The sequence below is a fragment of the Rossellomorea sp. QJM3NY_18 genome (genome assembly GCF_056173145.1).
Genome location: NZ_CM149659.1, coordinates 175,001 through 192,542, shown reverse-complemented (window position 1 = coordinate 192,542; position 17,542 = coordinate 175,001). Strand labels below are relative to the sequence as shown.

15 protein-coding genes, 9 tRNA genes and 2 rRNA genes (1 of these 26 only partly in view) are annotated in these 17,542 nt (G+C 43.1%); 1 reads left to right on the top strand and 25 read right to left on the bottom strand.

The genetic code is table 11. The annotated features are described in order from the left end of the window. Window positions 1-10: 10 nt before the first annotated feature. The 13 genes from AC0VXY_RS01085 to sigW form a co-directional block, all read right to left on the bottom strand. Window positions 11-1,078, bottom strand: coding sequence for a glycosyltransferase family 2 protein (locus AC0VXY_RS01085; protein WP_475526626.1), 1,068 nt, complete (start codon window positions 1,076-1,078; stop codon window positions 11-13). Next, window positions 1,041-2,204 carry a glycosyltransferase family 4 protein gene (locus AC0VXY_RS01080; protein WP_475526625.1) on the bottom strand — a complete coding sequence of 388 codons (1,164 nt, stop codon included), beginning with the start codon at window positions 2,202-2,204 and terminating at the stop codon, window positions 1,041-1,043. The genes AC0VXY_RS01085 and AC0VXY_RS01080 overlap by 38 nt, the downstream gene beginning before the upstream one ends. Before the next feature lie 10 nt (window positions 2,205-2,214). After that, a complete protein-coding gene (gene galU / locus AC0VXY_RS01075) occupies window positions 2,215-3,102 on the bottom strand; it encodes a UTP--glucose-1-phosphate uridylyltransferase GalU (RefSeq protein WP_475526624.1) in 888 nt (295 codons plus the stop codon). Window positions 3,103-3,118: 16 nt separating this feature from the next. Continuing rightward, complete coding sequence (locus AC0VXY_RS01070) at window positions 3,119-4,948, bottom strand: polysaccharide biosynthesis protein (RefSeq protein ID WP_475526623.1); 1,830 nt, start codon at window positions 4,946-4,948, stop codon at window positions 3,119-3,121. A gap of 1 nt (window position 4,949) precedes the next feature. After that, on the bottom strand, window positions 4,950-5,105 hold the full coding sequence (locus tag AC0VXY_RS01065; RefSeq protein WP_435994158.1) for a hypothetical protein: 156 nt from the start codon (window positions 5,103-5,105) through the stop codon (window positions 4,950-4,952). Window positions 5,106-5,366: 261 nt separating this feature from the next. Next, complete coding sequence (locus AC0VXY_RS01060) at window positions 5,367-6,023, bottom strand: CpsD/CapB family tyrosine-protein kinase (RefSeq protein WP_435994160.1); 657 nt, start codon at window positions 6,021-6,023, stop codon at window positions 5,367-5,369. Beyond that, window positions 6,010-6,744: a YveK family protein gene (locus tag AC0VXY_RS01055; RefSeq protein WP_435994162.1), complete on the bottom strand. Its 735-nt coding sequence runs from the start codon at window positions 6,742-6,744 to the stop codon at window positions 6,010-6,012. Before AC0VXY_RS01055 ends, AC0VXY_RS01060 begins: the two co-directional genes overlap by 14 nt. Before the next feature lie 361 nt (window positions 6,745-7,105). Further along, window positions 7,106-8,908 (bottom strand): glutamine--fructose-6-phosphate transaminase (isomerizing), encoded by a 1,803-nt coding sequence (glmS, locus tag AC0VXY_RS01050; RefSeq protein ID WP_435994164.1) that lies wholly within the window; start codon window positions 8,906-8,908, stop codon window positions 7,106-7,108. 507 nt (window positions 8,909-9,415) lie between these two features. Then, window positions 9,416-10,765, bottom strand: a complete 1,350-nt coding sequence (glmM, locus tag AC0VXY_RS01045; protein ID WP_475526622.1) for a phosphoglucosamine mutase — start codon at window positions 10,763-10,765, stop codon at window positions 9,416-9,418. 25 nt (window positions 10,766-10,790) lie between these two features. Then, window positions 10,791-12,032, bottom strand: a complete 1,242-nt coding sequence (locus AC0VXY_RS01040) for a CdaR family protein (RefSeq protein WP_435994168.1) — start codon at window positions 12,030-12,032, stop codon at window positions 10,791-10,793. Then, window positions 12,025-12,861: a diadenylate cyclase CdaA gene (cdaA, locus tag AC0VXY_RS01035; RefSeq protein ID WP_060674761.1), complete on the bottom strand. Its 837-nt coding sequence runs from the start codon at window positions 12,859-12,861 to the stop codon at window positions 12,025-12,027. The genes AC0VXY_RS01040 and cdaA overlap by 8 nt, the downstream gene beginning before the upstream one ends. 236 nt (window positions 12,862-13,097) lie before the next feature. Then, on the bottom strand, window positions 13,098-13,727 hold the full coding sequence (locus AC0VXY_RS01030; RefSeq protein WP_435994170.1) for an anti-sigma factor family protein: 630 nt from the start codon (window positions 13,725-13,727) through the stop codon (window positions 13,098-13,100). A gap of 15 nt (window positions 13,728-13,742) precedes the next feature. Then, window positions 13,743-14,306: an RNA polymerase sigma factor SigW gene (gene sigW, locus AC0VXY_RS01025; RefSeq protein WP_098438494.1), complete on the bottom strand. Its 564-nt coding sequence runs from the start codon at window positions 14,304-14,306 to the stop codon at window positions 13,743-13,745. 178 nt (window positions 14,307-14,484) lie between these two features. Between sigW and AC0VXY_RS01020 the strand changes: the two genes are divergently transcribed. After that, entirely contained in the window at window positions 14,485-14,634 is a 150-nt protein-coding gene (locus tag AC0VXY_RS01020) for an aspartyl-phosphate phosphatase Spo0E family protein (RefSeq protein WP_257141040.1), read from the top strand. 56 nt (window positions 14,635-14,690) lie between these two features. Here the strand turns inward: AC0VXY_RS01020 and rocF are convergent, their stop codons facing one another. From rocF to AC0VXY_RS00960, 12 genes are all read right to left on the bottom strand, one after another. Further along, a complete protein-coding gene (gene rocF, locus AC0VXY_RS01015) occupies window positions 14,691-15,593 on the bottom strand; it encodes an arginase (RefSeq protein ID WP_475526620.1) in 903 nt (300 codons plus the stop codon). 256 nt (window positions 15,594-15,849) lie between these two features. After that, window positions 15,850-15,925: transfer RNA gene (locus tag AC0VXY_RS01010), tRNA-Ala, on the bottom strand. 44 nt (window positions 15,926-15,969) lie between these two features. Continuing rightward, window positions 15,970-16,042: transfer RNA gene (locus AC0VXY_RS01005), tRNA-Lys, on the bottom strand. 4 nt (window positions 16,043-16,046) lie between these two features. Further along, window positions 16,047-16,121: transfer RNA gene (locus tag AC0VXY_RS01000), tRNA-Gln, on the bottom strand. A 68-nt stretch (window positions 16,122-16,189) separates the two neighbouring features. Further along, window positions 16,190-16,273, bottom strand: a tRNA-Tyr gene (locus AC0VXY_RS00995). A 13-nt stretch (window positions 16,274-16,286) separates the two neighbouring features. Beyond that, window positions 16,287-16,362: transfer RNA gene (locus AC0VXY_RS00990), tRNA-Thr, on the bottom strand. Window positions 16,363-16,466: 104 nt separating this feature from the next. Beyond that, a tRNA-Val gene (locus AC0VXY_RS00985) sits at window positions 16,467-16,542 on the bottom strand. A gap of 41 nt (window positions 16,543-16,583) precedes the next feature. Next, window positions 16,584-16,658 (bottom strand) — tRNA-Glu (locus tag AC0VXY_RS00980). 19 nt (window positions 16,659-16,677) lie between these two features. Beyond that, window positions 16,678-16,750 (bottom strand) — tRNA-Thr (locus tag AC0VXY_RS00975). A 2-nt stretch (window positions 16,751-16,752) separates the two neighbouring features. After that, window positions 16,753-16,827: transfer RNA gene (locus tag AC0VXY_RS00970), tRNA-Asn, on the bottom strand. Between the two features lie 8 nt (window positions 16,828-16,835). After that, a 5S ribosomal RNA gene (rrf, locus tag AC0VXY_RS00965) occupies window positions 16,836-16,952 on the bottom strand. A 278-nt stretch (window positions 16,953-17,230) separates the two neighbouring features. After that, window positions 17,231-17,542, bottom strand: a 23S ribosomal RNA gene (locus AC0VXY_RS00960) (it continues 2,625 nt past the right edge of the window).

The following is a 17,542-nucleotide window of genomic DNA, read 5'->3' as shown; positions in this document are numbered from 1 at the left end:
TCTTCCCTCCTTATCTGATAGTCTTCCTTAAAATATCAATACTGATTAACATAAAATAAAAAGCTGAAGCAAATCTAAGTTTTGCACACAAATAAAATGCCCTCCAAACAATTGAAAAATGATTTAATTCGAATTGTTGGAACGAACGCTTAATCCTATAATCCTCTAATAATATTTTTATGTCCTTTATTTTCTTATGCGGGGAAAATTTCTTACCTCCACTGAGAGAATTAAGTCCAAGGCCTAAAAGGTTAAGGCAGATTCGATTATTTAGGGCTAAATAATACTCTTCACCCATTTTCTTATTTTCCAGGAAGGTTTCGATTATTTTATATAAATGAAACCATTGATCAACCAATTCAGGTTTATATCCTGAAGTAACAGATGTAACGTTTGCCCGCCAGTAGTGATATAAAGGAGAATTAATAAAAGTAAAAGAATCTGAATAGTAGATTGCTTGAATATTAAATAAGGAATCCTCATTCGTGCCTATTTGCTTAAGATCCACGAATTGAAGATGATTTGCTTGGATAATTTCGGTACGATATAGTTTTGACCAAACTGTTCCCCAAGCATCCAATAGTTCAGGATTTCCTATTTCTTTATTCAAAGGACCAATAATTCTTCTCATGACGTACTTTTTCACTTCATCATTTTTGTAAGTGATTATTTGAGGGGAATTAAATATTTTTTCTTTTGAATGAGTCCCAAATTCACGCATATAAGAGCACATCACAACATCTGATTGACTACTCATTGCTGTTCGGTACATCGTTTCGTACATCACATAGTCCACCCAATCATCAGGATCAACGAAACCAACGAATTCACCGATCGCAGCATGTATTCCTGCATTTCGAGCAGATGAAACTCCGCCATTTTTCTTATTGATGACTTTTATTCGACTGTCTTTACTAGCATATTCATTTAGGATCTTCATTGTGGTATCTGTAGATCCGTCGTTGACCGCTATTATCTCGATATCGATTAAGCTTTGAGATATAAGGCTATTTAGACAGCGGGTTAAGTAATTTTCCATATTATAAATAGGCACGATAATACTTACTTTTGGTTTCATTACTATCCTCCACCATAAATCTTAAATAAATCTCACTTAGCTCTTTCGTTATTTGATCAAGAGAGAAATTTTTCACCATCAATCTACTTTCCTGTTTCAGCTGCTGATACATTTCTCTTGAACGCCAAATGTCTTTTAACTTATTAGAGAAGCCCATGTAATCATTTGGACTTATTAAATAACCATTTCTGTTCTCATCAATTAACTCCCGGTGCCCACGATTCAAACTTGCCACCACCGGCAACCCACAAGCCATCGCTTCCATTATATTCACCGGAAGTCCTTCACGCAGACTTGATGCAACCGCCACATCACACATTGGAAGAAGTTCGGGTATATCCTTTCGAAATCCCAAAAAATGAACCATGTGATCAACTTCTAATCTTTTTGCCAGGTCCCTGCAATGATTTTGCAACGCTCCTTCTCCAGCAAGCAACAACTTGGCATGTGGGACCTCTTCTTTGATATGTGCTAACGCTTTAATCAGCATTTGTTGGTTTTTGTTCTCGTTGAATTCGGCAGCATAAAATAATAAAAAGTCATCTGGTTGATATCCAAATGACTTCTTTCTTTCTGCTTTATCCTTTTCAGAAATGGGTTGGAAGGTTTCGGTGTTCACTCCCACTCCATGCACATGTTCAATAGAGGGAATATTGAATCGGTGTTTGGCCAAGGTATAGTCTTCTTTGTTAATCGTAATAAGGCAATCTGTAAACCGTGACAGCAATTTTTCAATGGGATAATAAAGCATCCAGTTTTGAATGGGCGCACCCTCGCAAAAATGAAACCCATGTGCTGTATAGATTACCTTTGTACCATACTTTCTTGCCCCACGTGCTGCCAATCGAGCCAGCACTCCTCCCATAGGCGTGTGACAATGAATCAGCTTATAACGTTGGTGTTCAATTATATCTTTTAGCTCTCGATAGGCCTTTATGTTAGTCAGAGAGAACGGTGATCTTTGAATCGGAATCGTAAACTTCCTATCCACATAAGGAAGCTCGATTTCACCACTTGCCGCTACATGGACCTCCCAGCCTTGTTCCTTGAACCATTTCATATAAGGTAAATGGAAAGCTTTAAAGTGGTAGTCGACGGTTGCGCAAAACAGGATTGAATGAACCATTCCCCTCACCTCATTCCACTTTCTTAGCTACTTCCCGGTTCATGACGTTTGAGAGGTAATCCAACAACTCGGCTTTCAAATCGTCACGCTGTAAAGCGAATTCAATCGTCGTTTGGATAAAGCCCATTTTCTCCCCCACATCATAACGGGTCCCTTCAAAGTCATAGGCGTATACCGCTTCGTGATTATTCAGTTCGGCAATGGCGTCCGTCAGCTGAATCTCTCCTCCCGCTCCCGGTGGCTGATTTTCAAGCACATCGAATATTCGCGGACTTAGGATATATCGCCCCATGATGGCCAAATTCGAAGGGGCTTCTTCTCTAGCCGGTTTTTCCACTAGCCCGTTCACTCCATAGAACCGGTCACCGATTTGATGAGAATCAACAATTCCGTAACGGGATACTTCTTCTTTGTTTATTGTTTGAACTCCCAGAATAGAAGATTGATATCGGTTGTATTGCTGGATCATTTGTTTGAGGCATGGGGTCTCAGCCCTTACGATGTCATCGCCAAGTAAGACGGCGAATGGTTCCTCTCCCACAAATTTGCGGGCACACCAGATGGCATGGCCTAATCCTTTTGGTTCCTTTTGACGGATATAGTGGATGTCTACAAGTTTCGAAGACTTCTGAACTTCAGATAATAGTTCGAATTTGCCTTTATCCAGTAGATTTTGTTCGAGTTCGAATGAATGATCGAAATGATCCTCGATGGCTCTTTTTCCCTTTCCTGTGACGATGATGATATCTTCAATCCCCGACTCAATGGCTTCTTCGATTATATATTGAATCGTTGGCTTGTCGACAATCGGCAGCATTTCCTTTGGCATGGCCTTTGTAGCTGGAAGAAACCTTGTTCCAAGTCCAGCGGCAGGGATGATTGCTTTTCTGACTTTCATTGATTTATCACTCCTATTAGCTTGATATCGACATGACTGGCTTCGGTTTAATGATTTCTTTTGTATTGGCTAACGCAACTAATTTTTCTCTTAATGTATCTCGATCCATATCATTAAAGGTTTCGATGATTTCATCGATTTCTTCTAAATAAAGATGTGCGGTTTTCCCTATATAGATGTTCGGATAGATTTGCTCTTCGTGGATCTCTTCATCCTTCAGAAGTTCCTCGTATAGCTTCTCCCCGGGTCTCATTCCTGTAAACTTCAGTCCTACTTCCTCGATGGAATGCCCTGAGAGTTTAATCAGATTTTTTGCCAAATCCACTATTTTCACCGGTTCCCCCATGTCCAATACGAAGATTTCCCCGCCTTGAGCGAGCGCCCCTGCTTGAATAACAAGTCTTGATGCTTCAGGGATGGTCATGAAGTATCTGACCATATCGGGATGAGTGACCGTAACCGGTCCACCTTTTTCAATCTGTTTCTTGAATAAAGGAATGACGCTGCCCCTGCTGCCTAATACATTTCCAAATCGGACGGCGACAAAACGTGTTGAACTCGTTTGATCCATGCTCTGAATGACCATTTCAGACAATCGTTTCGTGGCACCCATGACACTTGTCGGATTCACCGCCTTGTCGGAGGAGATCATGACCAAAGTTTTGACTCCGCTCCAGCTTGCCGCTTTCGCAATATTTGTTGTACCGATAAGATTGTTCTTGACCGCTTCTTCCGGATTCCGCTCCATGAGAGGTACATGCTTATGGGCAGCTGCATGATAGACGACATCCGGAGTGTATTCATTCATCACTTGAATCATCTTCTTCTCATCCTGTAAATCAGCAATGACAGGGATGAACTCAATTCTCTTTCCGGCAAATGATTCTTTCAGCTCCATCTCAATGGAATAAATGCTGTTTTCACCATGTCCGAGGAGGATTAATTGTTTCGGATTGAATTGGGAAATCTGGCGAGAGATTTCAGAACCTATAGAGCCCCCTGCACCTGATACAAGCACCACTTTGTTTGTGACATATTCAGAGATGCTGGACATATCGATTTCCACTGTATCCCTGCCTAATAAGTCCTCCACCTGTACATCCCTGAATTGATTGACGGATATTTTCCCAGTGATCAAATCCTCCAGCATCGGAAGGGTTTGCGTCTTCGCTTTCGTTTTCAAGCATTCCTGGAAGATGGTATTCAACTCTTGTTTGTTAAGAGAAGGAATGGCAATAATGATGTGTTCAATATCATATTGAGCTACCACTTTTTCAATTCGATCCACGCCTCCGACGACCGGGATGCCTAATATGTCCAATTTCTGCTTTCTAATATTGTCATCAATGAATGCAACAGGGACCAGATCCCCGTCGTTCTTTAGCAGCTGTCTCGTGACCATTGTGCCGGCTGCTCCGGCTCCCACCACCAACGTCCGTTTTCGATTATCCACCATGGATATAAAGGTGTCCCGATAGACTCTCCATACAAACCTTGAACCTCCAATGAGCATCAAGTGAAGCATCCAGGTAACGGCAAGAAGTCTAAATTGAATTTCCTGCAGTGCTAATTGTTGAACCATCGCTCCTGATAGCACCGAATAACTCACTACTTTAAAAATAATTAATAATTCCCCTATGCTTGCATATTCCCACGCTTTCTTATAAAGCTTGTGCTTCATTGAAAAGATTTGGTGACTGATGAGCATTGTAATAGAACTGATGACGACCGGAAGGGTTATGACTTGGATGGTGGAGCCGGTCAGCATTTTGCTGACGAATACAGCGGTCAGGACGATAAGCGAATCAACTAGAATGAATAGAGATAATCTCTGCCGGTAGGTCATGCTATGCCTCCTTTCCTTCTTCAAGTACTTTCAATCTTTTATAAATATCGTAGTCTAATAGCCTTCTTATTTCTTTCAGCTGTTCTTTCGAGGCATCCTGCTTTATATACCTGATCGCTTTCTTAATTGATTTAGGCTGTTCATCTAATAGAATCATATCTTCATACCATCTCCTTTTATTAAATAATGTCCTTATGTACGCTATCTTCCGAAAAAAGATCTCCTACATAAAAACATTAAAATGTGGGCATCTAACCCATCCTCACACCACACCATCGACGACTTAGCGTCTAAGGTTTATTCAACCCACAGCATGACCGAGTACCTCCATGGATAACGGTAAGGAGACATCACCGAGAAAATATTCAAATTTAACGCACGTTTAATTCTTAATAACGAACATAAGAATTAAAATTTTTTATCCTTCATTTAAAATGGCTCCAACAATCTTGGCATGGGCCAGTTCCAGCACTTTTTTCGTTTCAATCGCCAGTTCGATCTCTGTTTTCCCTTTATTCAGTACCAGTACCACTCCATCGCATTGATTGGCTATGACTCTCGTTTCTGTGGACTTTATCGCAGAGGGAGCATCAATCAGCACAACATCATATAACTCAGCCAGCCTCTTAAGAAGTTCCTTCATTCCCCTCGTTTCTAATAATTCAGCAGGGTTAAAGGAATGAGAACCGCTTGTCAATACTTCCAGTCGACTGACCTCTGTTTGATAGAGTGCATCCTCTAACGCCGTGTGACCGGTTAATACATTGGTCAGTCCCTTCTCATTCGGAATTTTAAAGATCGAATGGATGATCGGCTCCCTCAAGTTGGCATCAATGACGAGTATTTTCTCTTTCTGTTGCGCCATGGAAACCGCTAAGTTCGCGACCATGGTTGATTTCCCTTCCCCATCCTTGGGAGATGTAACGAGAAAGATTTTGTTCTCACTTTTATTGATGAATTTCATATTCGTCCTGATTTCGCGAAACTGTTCAGAAATAATCGATTCTGGATGAGAATATGTGACGAGATGCCTGCGTTTCATCTTACTTATTTGTTTCTTTCTATTTAATGCCAACTGTGTCACCCCTTAACTCCATTTCAGGTTGAGATTTCCGCTTTAAGACAAATTTCTTCTTATTCATATTAGACACCCTGCCAAGCACGGTAATATCCAAGTACTCTTCGATATCCTTATTCGTTTTAATCGTCTGATCCAGTGAATCCAATAAGAATGCTAGTCCGATAGCTGTAATCATTCCTAAGATACAAGCGATGATTGTAATCCGATTACCGGATGGATTGATCGGATATGGATTTTCTTTTGCTTCGGATAATAATTGAACCTCTTTGAAATCTAATATTGTAGCGATTTCACTCTTGAAAAGTTTGGCTGTCGAATTCACAATCGCCATGGCTACTTTAGGGTCGGCATCAACGGCTGAAATTTTTATGACTTGTGAATCGTCTATTTGAGCCACTGTAATTTGATTGGCGATTCCTTCCGGTGACCGTGAAAGATTCAATTCATCCCTGACCTTCTCCATAACGATTGGATCCTTTATCATAACCATTAACGTATTCATATTTCCGCTGTCTGAGCCGATGATCACCCGTCGGGAAGATTCATAAAGGTTCGTTTGTGTATAAGAATTGTATACATAACCCGCAACCGTGGTGATGAATGTAATAATAATAATAAGCCACACCCGTTTTTTGATGACCTCATAATACTCTCTTAAATTTATTTCTCTTGCGACATTGTTCACAATATAATTTGATTGTTTTGTACTTCCCATGGAAACCACCTTTATTGGAGTTATTTTAGAAACAAGTATGAGAGAATACCTAATTCATTATAACGAACAACCAGAGCAAAAAAAGAATCCTTCCTGGAAAACTCATTTAAGATTTTATAATTCGAGCTAATTCCCCTTTTTATTTTTCTTCCAATCTATTCCTCTTTCATTTTAGTTCTGTATAAAGAACATGTCAACTATTATTTTCAGAAAATACTAATTCCTTGGGTACCAAGTAGCAGTTCGAAGTATAACTAACTGTATTTATATGCTACTTTAGATATAACTAGTACTTGTTTTACTTATACAAAATAAAAACCGGTCAGCCCAAACGGACCAACCGGTTTTTTCTATTCAATCTTTACTCAACCGTAACCGACTTCGCCAGGTTACGCGGCTTATCTACATCGCAATCGCGGTGCAGGGCAGCATAGTAAGAGATTAATTGTAATGGGATGACAGAGATAAGAGGTGTTAACAATGGGTTAACCTCCGGGATGACGAAGCGATCTTCTTCATCTTCTAAGCCTTTCATGGAAATGATACAAGGGTTGGCTCCACGAGCGACTACCTCTTTCACATTTCCTCTGATGCCTAGGTTTACTTCTTCCTGTGTTGCAAGGGCAACGATCGGTGTACCTTCTTCGATAAGGGCGATCGTACCGTGTTTAAGTTCTCCTCCGGCAAATCCTTCAGCCTGGATGTAAGAGATTTCTTTCAGCTTCAGGGCGCCTTCAAGACCTACATAGAAGTCCAGTGAACGGCCGATGAAGAAACAATTGCGAGTAGTAGCAAGATATTCGCGTGCGATATCTTCAAACTCTTCTTTCGTGTCGCAAAGTGCTTCCATGGCAGTAGCCACGATACCCAGTTCTTGAACAAGATCAAAGTCCTCGTTGTTTCCACATGCCTGGCCGGCAACGTGTGCAAGGATCGCAAGCACTGCAAGCTGAGCTGTGTACGCTTTCGTTGAAGCAACAGCGATCTCAGGTCCTGCATGAAGAAGCAATGTATAATCCGCTTCACGTGACAGGGTAGAACCCCCTACGTTTGTGATCGTCAATGATTTATGTCCAAGCTCTTTGATCTGGACAAGTACGGCACGACTGTCTGCCGTTTCACCACTTTGAGAGATGAAGATGAACAATGGTTTCGCAGAAAGTAAAGGCATGTTGTAGCTGAATTCGCTTGCTACATGAACTTCTACAGGGATTCCTGCGCTCTTCTCGATGAATTGCTTTCCTACAAGACCAGCGTGGTAGCTCGTTCCACATGCAATGATGTAAACACGATCCGCTTCTTTCATCGCGCCGACGATCGGCTCATCGATGTGAAGCTCGTTGTTCTCGTTTTGGTAAGCCTGGATGATTTTACGCATCACTAGTGGCTGCTCATCGATTTCTTTCAGCATGTAGTGAGGGTATGTTCCTTTTTCAATATCACTGGCATCGATCTCAGCCGTGTAAGGAGCACGTTCCATTACTTCACCGATTAGGTTTTGAATTTCTACCTTTTCTTTCGTTACGATGACCATTTCTTTATCCATCAGCTCAACGTATTGATCCGTTACTTGAATCATCGCCATCGCATCACTTGCCACTACGTTGAAGTCTTCTCCAAGACCGACAAGAAGTGGACTTTTGTTTTTCGCTACATAGATGGTTTCATCGTTTTCAGAATCTAAAAGGGCAATCGCATAAGAACCTTTTAGAAGCATCAGCGTTTGACGGAACGCTTCCTCTACTGTATTTCCTTCTCCCACGATCTTTTCAATCAGCTGTACGATGACTTCAGTATCCGTGTCACTCTTGAACGTTACGTCTGTCAGGTATTCGCGTTTAAGCTGGGAGTAGTTTTCGATTACTCCGTTATGAACGATCGTGAATCGGCCTGAATTGCTTTGATGAGGGTGAGCATTCACCTGGCTTGGTACACCGTGGGTAGCCCAGCGAGTGTGACCGATTCCTGTGTTGCTTGATACACTGTCATCGACGATACCGCGAAGGTCGGCAATACGACCCTTCTCTTTGAAGACATGGATGCCTTCATCGTTTTGAACGGCGATGCCTGCAGAGTCATACCCGCGGTACTCAAGCTTCTCAAGACCTTTTAAAAGAATTTCCTTTGTATCTGAACTTCCAATATATCCAACAATTCCACACATAATTAATATATCCTCCCTGAACATGCAAGGGGGCAAGAACTCTTTTGGGGACAACTTGCCCCCTTATCTCTGTTTGTCATTAGTATTTTAGGTCACTTTTTCCTTCCCTTTGTGCATTAAGTTGCCTTAACGTTTTAAGGACGGAACTTTCGGTTCGGTGACATATACGAACCGGGAGGCATCCGCCGAATGCTCGATAAACCTCCACCTCGTCAACTGAACGATCCTTGTCGTATCCATCGCTCAGCCCTGGCGCTTTATTTACATCTGTTACCCACTATCCACCTTTCCTTCTTGACTCACATTCCCATTTTATTTGAAAAACGAAAACAAAATCATCATACACCAGCGGGTTTCCCTTCGTCAATATAAATCTGACAACATCAAGAAGTTGTTATCTCTTTGTCATCTTCCCGACACAGTACAGTGATAAACCCTTTCAAAAGGACCCTACTAATTAAATATGCACAAGAGGTACGTATTGACCCCTTGTGCATGAAAAATCAACTATTCGTTCAGACCCATTTCCTGGTCGACGACCTGTACGATTTGATTCACATATTGCTCACAAAGTTCTTCCGTAGGTGCTTCTGCCATTACACGCACCAATGGCTCTGTTCCGGAAGGACGTACAAGAATACGGCCATTTCCGTTCATTTCTTCTTCCACCTTTTGAATGACGTTTTTCACCGTTTCGTTATCCGTGACATGGTGCTTATCCGTCACTCGTACATTCACAAGCTTCTGAGGGAATTTCTGCATCTCACCGGCAAGTTCGGATAGTGATTTACCCGTCACCTTCATAATATTCACCAGCTGAATTCCCGTTAAAAGGCCGTCCCCTGTCGTATTGTAATCGAGGAAGATAATATGGCCAGACTGCTCACCGCCGAGTGTATAGCCGTTTTTCTTCATTTCTTCTACAACGTAGCGATCTCCTACGGCTGTCTGGATGCTTTGGATACCATTCTCTTCAAGTCCTTTATGGAACCCCAGATTACTCATTACAGTAGATACGACGGTAGACTGTTTTAATTGCCCTTGTGATTTCAAGTACTTACCGCAGATGTACATGATCTGATCGCCGTCGACGATCTGTCCGTGCTCATCAATGGCGATGATTCGATCTCCATCTCCATCAAAGGCTAGACCCAGATCCGCTCCTTTTTCTTTCACCATTTCAGCCAATGTTTCCGGGTGAGTGGACCCGACACCTTCATTGATGTTCAATCCATTTGGAGATGCTCCCATTGTGGAAATATCGGCATCCAGATCAGCAAACAGGTGAGTGGCAAGAGCGGATGTAGCACCGTGTGCACAATCTAACGCAATATGTAAACCATCGAAATCTTCGTCTACTGATTGTTTTAAATACTGCAGATATTTCTGACCGCCTTCAAAATAGTCGCTTACCTGTCCAAGGTCCGCGCCGGTCGGACGGGGAAGCCCGTCAACGGTTTGGTCCAACAGATCTTCAATTTCACTTTCCTGGTCATCGGAAAGCTTGAAGCCATCCGGGCCGAAGAATTTAATTCCGTTATCGGCTACCGGGTTATGAGAAGCGGAAATCATGACCCCTGCCTGAGCTCCCAACGCTTTCGTTAAATAAGCGACACCAGGAGTTGAAATCACGCCTAAGCGCATCACTTCAGCACCTATTGAAAGAAGTCCCGCTACAAGAGCCCCTTCCAGCATATGTCCGGAAATCCGGGTATCCCGTCCAATCAATATTTTGGGACGTGTAGCATCCTTTGTCAGAACGTATCCACCAAATCGACCGAGCTTAAATGCTAATTCCGGTGTCAACTCGGTATTCGCTACACCTCTTACTCCATCCGTTCCAAAATACTTACCCATTGTCATTCTCTCCTTTTTACAGCTCTTATGCTGATGTGTTCTTTTCTTTGATTTCTACTTTTACCTTTTTTTGCGATAGGGTCCATTCAACATTCTCCGGCCCATCCGCTTCTATTTCTACCTCATGTTCTCCGGGTTCGAGCCCTGAAAGATCGAGAGCGAGAGAGAAATCTTCTTTCTTAACATTACTCACTTCTTCGTTCTCACCTTTCAGTGCCACATCCACTACACCGTTTTCAGGTTCCATGATGGTGTACTCATAATCGTCAGCCAATCCTTCAGGTTTGAGTTCGATTCCAGATAAGCTCTTTTCCTCGGTAGTGTTCACATCAACTGTGACTTTCACTTCCTCGGGAGCCACTTTATTCAATCCATCCTGAAGGGCGAGTGGTACAGTAATGGTCGAATCCTTCGTGATCTTGGAAAGATCGACTTCTGCCAGGAGTTCTTCCACTGTGTCGAGTACATCCTGCCTTCCAAAGACCGTTGCCTCTTTAGGTTCTACTGAAATCGACTCAAGGGTAGTACCCTTCGGAAGACTTCCCTTTTGTTTAATGGTGACTGGTACGGCCTTACTCGGATTCACAACTGACACGGTCACATCCACCACTTCAGGGTCTATCTGGACGTCCAATTTGTTGTATTCTCGGTCAAGTACCTGCACCCTGGCTTCCCTTGTCACATTTTCATTGATCTCTTCATCTACATCGAGTGTGGCAATGACGTAGGCAACCCGCTCTACTTCATTCTTTGAACCTGTCACCTTCACGGATTTCGGATCCACGGCAAGACCTTCTGCCTCATATCCATTCGATAGAATACTCTCATTGAATTTAGGTTCAATGGTGAATTCTTCCGTGACCTTTTCCTGGACGGAAATATTGGCGAAATCAGGGTCGATCTTTACATCCAATTTATCAGATATGTTCTGAACCTGGATATCCACCCGGTGTTCCCCTATTCCGATATCATTTAAATCAACATATACTTGAAAGTCTTTCAGGGTTTTCGTCTGTTGGACAATCGCTTTTGATCCTTCCACGGTCACATTCACCGTATCCGGCAAGCCTGACACTTCCAAGTTCTCCCTATCGTAGAACACTTCAAGCGGGACATCCTGGATCGTTTCAATCGCATTCTGGGACGTACCGTTACTATTATTAGCCGTCTTCTGAATATCGTCAAAGTTCACGGATAGATAAAGAATGAAGGCTAACATGAGTCCGACGATACGCATGAACCAACGGCTTTCCATGAATTTATCCATTTTCTTTCTTCCCCCTAAAGCTCCATTTTGTCGAGGAAGCATTCGTCTTATCGCCAATGAGCTCTAACGTAAGAATTTCCCTGAAGCGCTCCAGAGAGAGGTCGCGATGCAACTCTCCATTCTTCGTAATAGAGATAGCTCCCGTTTCTTCCGACACAACAATGGTGATGCTGTCTGTCACTTCACTGACACCAAGTGCGGCCCTGTGCCTCGTCCCCAGTTCCTTAGAGATGAAAGGACTTTCTGACAACGGAAGATAGCACGCAGCGGCTGCGATTTGATTCTTCTGCACAATCACCGCTCCATCATGGAGTGGTGTATTCGGGATGAAGATATTAATGAGCAGCTGGGACGAAATTTTCGCATCAAGGGGTATACCTGTTTCAATATAATCACTCATCCCCGTTTCCCTCTCAAGAGTAAGGAGGGCCCCGATCCGGCGCTTTGCCATATAGCTTACGGCTTTTGTCATGGATTCAATCATCTGCTCCTGCTCTTCTTCCTCCTGCATTCCTGTCCTTGAGAACAAGCGTCCCCGGCCAAGCTGTTCGAGGGCCCTGCGGAGTTCAGGCTGGAAGATGATGATGATCGCAAGGAATCCCCACGTGAGGGCTTGTTCCATCATCCACCCCAGTGTATCGAGACCAAAGATACTACTCAGGCCCCTTACAATGATGATGACAAAAATACCTTTTAATAATTGTACTGCTTTCGTTCCTTTTATCAGCATGATCAGTTTATAGATTACAAACCATACAACGAGTATATCTACTATATCAGAGACATAATCCAGCGCGGAGTAATCCGAAAAAATATCGATAAACGGCATATTACATCCTCCAATAGCTTAATCGAAAGCGTAAGCCGCCATGTGTGGCTTCTCCATTTTCGTAACGTTCCTATTATAGCATATTTTATCACTATCAAATGAAAGACACCCACGGCTTCATGATTCTTTCTTTTCTCTTCATGAACTCACGTTTATACATAAAAAAAACTGACACGAACATCATAAGTGTCAGCCCTTTAGGGACGGACCTTACATTCCATCCCCTCTATTTTATCCTACTTTTCTTCAAGTTGCGAATTTCCCCAATCCAACGTGTCTTTAGCCCCTTTTTTGATCTGGTACCAAAGCCACTCAAACGCCTCATCGATTTCATGGATCTCTCCTGTCACACTGCCTGCAGAAGCCAAATATTGCTTACCGTTGATGACGGTCACGTTCCCTGTGACTTTTCCTTCTATTTTCACATCTCCGTTACGGACGGTCAAGTCACCCTTGACGACTTCCCCCTCAGGTACGACAACCGTATGATCCTGAACGACTAATTTAGTATTTTTCGTAAATGAGAAGTCCTCATCATTCCAGGAGGTAAGGAAACTTCCTGTCATAAAGAAAAGGAACAGGGCCGCAGCCGTAAGTAGCGGGTGGTGACGGAACCATCTTTGTACCCCTACCTTCTTCTTCTCTTTCGGTAACCCCGCCATGACTTTATCTGTAAAGTCTGCAGAAGCACTGATATGAGATGTGCTTTGTACAAACGCAATCGCTTTTTTCAGCTCATGGAAATGATGCTGACACTCACTGCATTCCTGCAAATGATGTTTCAGCGTTTCTTCTTTTTCCCTATTTAAGTCTCCATCTAAATAATCGTGCATATAGTCGATGATTTCTTCAGGACAAGGCTTCATGTTCACTCACCCTCTCTACAGTGATCGTAATTGTTTTCTGAGAGCTTCCCGCCCTCTATGTACTCTCGTTTTAACCGTTCCTAACGGTAAATCCAGGATGTCGCTGATTTCTTGAAGCGGGAGCTCTTCAATGTATTTTAAAACGATGACCGAGCGATATTTCTCCGGTAACTTGGAAATTTCTTTTTGTATGGTCTCCTGCAACTCCATATTCTCCACTTCATCTTCAGGGAGCTGAACATCAGCAGCCACCTGTGAGTACATCGTCAATCCTTCCGTTCCTGCCACCTCTGCATCCAGGAAGTAATCCGGTTTCTTCTTACGGATCCGGTCGATACACAGATTCGTCGCAATCCTGAACAGCCAGGTCGAAAACTTTCTCTTTTGATTAAATGTCTCTATATTTACGTATGCCCTAATAAATGCCTCTTGCGCGATATCCTCTGCTTCATGACGATTCCCAAGCATCCGGAAGCAAATTTGGAATACTTTATCTTTATAAAGCTCGACCAATTCTGCAAAGGCATTTTGATCACCTTTCAATACTTGTTTTATCCGTTTGTTCACTAACGCTTCCATTTCACAACCTCCGCTCTATGCGGCTATATTTATATACGTAGTACCCTATCAAAAGGTTTCAATTATTTTATATTATTATCCTAACAAATTTTCAGGGAAATGTGTTTACATTTATTAGAAAAGGGGTATAAAGGAACTACTATTTCTATTGCGGGAGGATCTCGAAATGAGGAGAAGAATGAATGATTTATTATTTCAAATTGAAGACTGCCGTCGCCAAATGGTCGAACTAGCATTAAAGTCTTCCTTTGCCGATGAGCAAGTAGTTGATTTGAGTACTCGTCTTGACGATCTGTTAAATCAATATCAAGTGGTCAAGCACCATTGAAGGAAAATAGATGAAGGCTGGAATCCATAGAGGGTTCCAGCCTTTTTTGAATTTACTTATAGTAACTTTTCTCCAAAAAGAGATCCCATTAATGCAACAGCAACCGTAGCCGTTTTATTCTTTTCATCCAGGATAGGATTTACCTCAACGAATTCAGCAGAAGTGATCAATCCGGATTCCTCAAGCATCTCCATCGCCAGATGACTCTCCCGGTAGCTGATCCCCCCAAGGACAGGTGTGCCTACTCCTGGGGCATCACTTGGATCCAACCCATCTAAATCAAGTGATAGATGAACCCCATCCGTTCTTCCCTTCAAGTAATCAATGGACTCTTCCATAACCCTTGTCATACCCAGGCGGTCGATTTCATGCATCGTATACACTTTGATGCCTTTTTCCTTAATTAACTCTCTTTCTCCTTCATCTAAAGAACGCGCTCCGATGATGACAATGTTCTCAGGTTTGATCTTTGGAGAACTTTGCCCGATACCCGTTAACTCCTCGTGGCCGATCCCAAGGCTCACTGCAAGCGGCATCCCATGGATATTTCCGGACGGAGATGTATCTCCCGTATTTAAATCACCGTGGGCGTCATACCAAATCACCCCTAAATTCTCATAATGAGGGGAAACACCTGCCAATGTTCCAATCGCAATGCTGTGATCACCGCCAAAGATCAATGGGAAATCCCCGCTGCCAATGACCTCATTCACCTTACCGGCAAGTGTTTCACTCGCTTCAGCAACCGCTTTCAAATTTCGTAAATTTGTATCAGGATTATTATGTACACGCTCAGCTTGACCAATCTCTATATCACCCAGGTCTTTAATGTCATATCCGAGATTCTCAAGTCTCTCAACAATACCTGCATAACGAATGGCACTCGGTCCCATGTCCACACCTCTACGCATTTGACCTAAATCCATCGGTACACCAATAATTGAAATATTTCTTTTCATCAAAAATTCCCCCTATTCTAAATTTACGTCCTGTCCCTATTGTATCCCTAGTGGGACCGATGACTCAACCGGACAGGATTGTGCATATATATGCGTGGACAGAGGGGTTTTTGATGATTGGGTGTGTAAGAATATTAGTTAAACAAAAAAACCTCAAATCTCCTAAAAGATTCGAGGTCCAGTCATGTCGTATGTATGATGATTTTTTCGCTTCGTTCGTTAGCGGATAAAGATTTCTGCATTTGCAAAATATCTTTGGTGGAGCCTAGCGGGATCGAACCGCTGACCTCCTGCGTGCAAAGCAGGCGCTCTCCCAGCTGAGCTAAGGCCCCATATAGAGAAATTCTCACACCAAGAGATGTGAGAAAATGTGTGATGAGCCATGAAGGATTCGAACCTTCGACCCTCTGATTAAAAGTCAGATGCTCTACCAACTGAGCTAATGGCTCGTAATGGCTGGGCTAGCTGGATTCGAACCAACGCATGTCGCAGTCAAAGTGCGATGCCTTACCGCTTGGCTATAGCCCAATAATTACGTGAATGGCATAAAAAAGGGACATTTATAGGATGTCCATTTTACACTGAAATATACAAAATGGTGGAGGGGGGCAGATTCGAACTGCCGAACCCGAAGGAGCGGATTTACAGTCCGCCGCGTTTAGCCACTTCGCTACCCCTCCAGCTATAAAACAATGGTGCCGGCAAGAGGACTTGAACCCCCAACCTACTGATTACAAGTCAGTTGCTCTACCAGTTGAGCTACACCGGCATATATAAACTTGTGATGAATACTGCGTAATGAAAGCATTTCATGGAAAGATATTTTGCTAACGCAAAATCCAATGAAGTTTATTTTACTTTCGTAAAAAAACCTGGTGGAGGATGACGGGATCGAACCGCCGACCCTCTGCTTGTAAGGCAGATGCTCTCCCAGCTGAGCTAATCCTCCGTTATGTATATATATATTTTCTTTTTCCTTCAAAAAGAAAATGGTGACCCATACGGGATTCGAACCCGTGTTACCGCCGTGAAAGGGCGGTGTCTTAACCGCTTGACCAATGGGCCGGTTTGTTAAAAAAATAAAAGCTTCCAACCGGGCTCGAACCGGTGACCTCTTCCTTACCATGGAAGCACTCTACCTGCTGAGCTATGGAAGCAATGGCTCCGCAGGCAAGATTCGAACTTGCGACCGATCGGTTAACAGCCGATAGCTCTACCACTGAGCTACTGCGGAATGATTTGGCCTGGCGACGTCCTACTCTCACAGGGGGAGATCCCCCAACTACCATCGGCGCTGAAGAGCTTAACTTCCGTGTTCGGCATGGGAACGGGTGTGACCTCTTCGCCATTATCACCAGACATATTGCTTACAATGACAAATATTATTATATAATATTTTCAGTAAAAATCAAGGTATAAATGAAAATTCATTCCCTGAAAACTAGATAAAGAATTGATGTCAAGAAAGCCGAATATCGACCAATGTTGTATCTACTATTACAAGTAGACAGTAATCCAGCTCCGGCGGCTAGAGACTCGAGGTCATTTCAGTTCAATCAGCTGAGGGGAAAAAGCACCCTCTTCTGATTGCCCAGAAATGCTTGTCGTCTCTGTTCAAGCCGCCTCCGCTTTATAATGTGGTTAAGTCCTCGATCGATTAGTATCAGTCAACTCCACATGTCGCCATGCTTCCATCTCTGACCTATCTACCTAGTCATCTTCTAGGGATCTTACTCACTTACGTGATGGGAAATCTCATCTCGAGGGGGGCTTCATGCTTAGATGCTTTCAGCACTTATCCCTTCCGCACATAGCTACCCAGCGATGCCTTTGGCAAGACAACTGGTACACCAGCGGTGCGTCCATCCCGGTCCTCTCGTACTAAGGACAGCTCCTCTCAAATTTCCTGCGCCCACGACGGATAGGGACCGAACTGTCTCACGACGTTC